1 protein-coding gene is annotated in these 1334 nt (G+C 43.9%); it reads right to left on the reverse strand.

Annotated elements, in window-relative coordinates:
- Positions 1–93: 93 nt before the first annotated feature.
- Entirely contained in the window at positions 94–1122 is a 1029-nt protein-coding gene (locus ACNRUY_RS26505) for an HAD family hydrolase (RefSeq protein ID WP_488114664.1), read from the reverse strand.
- Positions 1123–1334: the final 212 nt, after the last annotated feature.

Raw genomic sequence — 1334 nt, forward strand, 5'->3', positions numbered from 1 at the left:
ACCTGAGCTTTGAATTCAGGTGCATGACGCTTCCTTTTTCTGACTGTCATTTTCCCCTCCTTGAAAGGGCATCATACAGTCGAAAAACTTAACTTAGCCAGTGGTCCAGTTTTTGGGGTCCACTATAACATCCTCAAGCCTGGGTAGGTTGGCTCCCTCGACAGAGCCAAAGTCTTCGTCCAGCTTTACGGATATAGTATGTACTCTTCCATCATTATGAGTAGACAAACTATCCGATAAAAACCCGATAGAGTACTGATTAAGCGCTTCACGAATAGCCTCAGGAGTAAAATAAGTCATTATAAAACCATACCAGCTATGGATCGACAAATGCCTATCTTCTAATTCATACCGCGCCTCCTCAATTTCATAAATACCATTCATCAACTCAGAAAACCCTTCCCAGGGAGAATTGGCAAGAATGTGAAAAGAATTAACATCCCCATACATCGAAATCAAAACATCCGGCTCAGGAAGGTTGTTTTCAATAAGAAAAACTATATTATCCATCACCCGCCTGGTGACAACAACCACTCTTAATTTTCCTTTGCCCCTCCATTTTTCCACAAATTCTCTGAAGCGAGCCCTCATTTCTTTTTGAGAGTCAACAACCGAAAAATCAAAAAGCGTTCCCTCCAAGTCCACCAGAAGAACTACCTGCCCATCAATTTGCTCCATTAATTCATCAAGTCGGGAAAACAATGAACTTGGATCCGCTTCTGAAAAATCAACGTCCTCACCCGGATACCAAGGGTTATCACCTCCATCACCTTGCCCACCCCCACCTGATGGAGATCTCCCAGGGCTCACTCCGGCACCTGCTAACGTTAAACCTCCCTCCCCCCCCTTAGGCTCTTTACCCATCGCTGTCCAGGTAGGGGAAGGGGAACCATCTGCTGGCGTCAAAGGAAGTGATCTAAAAGGCTCGTTTTCAGCAAAAAGTGTCCCGTTATCTAAAAAATCACTTTCCTCTCTTAGCTCAGCGTACTCCCAAGAGTCCCAACTACCATATTGCAGGAAAGCAGGAAATAAGCCATAGGGCCCACTTTCGAAACATAGAGCTTGCAGTGTGAAAAACAAATTCACTATTGCAATAAAGAATACAGCCTTATATTTAATCAACGGCATTTTTCCATCAAAAAAACATTGAACACATCAAGAGACACAACCTGTTATCAGGACAATAATCATCTCCCTACCCCCTCCCCAGGGCAAAAACATGATCACCAATTGAACAGCGCCATCAAGAAACAGCCTGTATAATCAGGGTTTTTCCTGTCTTTCGATGTCTGCAAAAGCCCTGTTTTCCAAATTCTCCTCGCTCACTGATAAGC

This window comes from Endozoicomonas sp. Z74 (assembly GCF_057680865.1).